A 255-nucleotide genomic window follows, 5' to 3' on the forward strand; every position below is an offset into this window, starting at 1 on the left:
CCCACACTACCATCAGCGCTAAGAGGTTTCACTTCTGAGTTCGGGAAGGGATCAGGTGGTTCACTCTTGCTATGGTCGCCAGCACAACTGGTATGCTTACTCGCTATGGTCTTATTTACGTTGCTTGTGCTTCGTTTGCCTAGCTTTCTTCAAATAGAATGCATTAACAGATGTATCTGAGTCGTAGTAGTTTGTTCGATTAGCTTAACTAAATCAAGTTTTTGTCTGATCGTTAGATCAATATGAAATCAATTG

1 rRNA gene is annotated in these 255 nt (G+C 41.2%); it reads right to left on the reverse strand.

What is annotated here, in order from left to right:
* Positions 1 to 83, reverse strand: a 5S ribosomal RNA gene (gene rrf / locus ACEWB7_RS18855); the annotation flags it as partial.
* Positions 84 to 255 lie beyond the last annotated feature (172 nt).

Source organism: Acinetobacter sp. NIOH-H-8 (assembly GCF_046635365.1).
In the GTDB taxonomy this organism is placed as follows: domain Bacteria; phylum Pseudomonadota; class Gammaproteobacteria; order Pseudomonadales; family Moraxellaceae; genus Acinetobacter.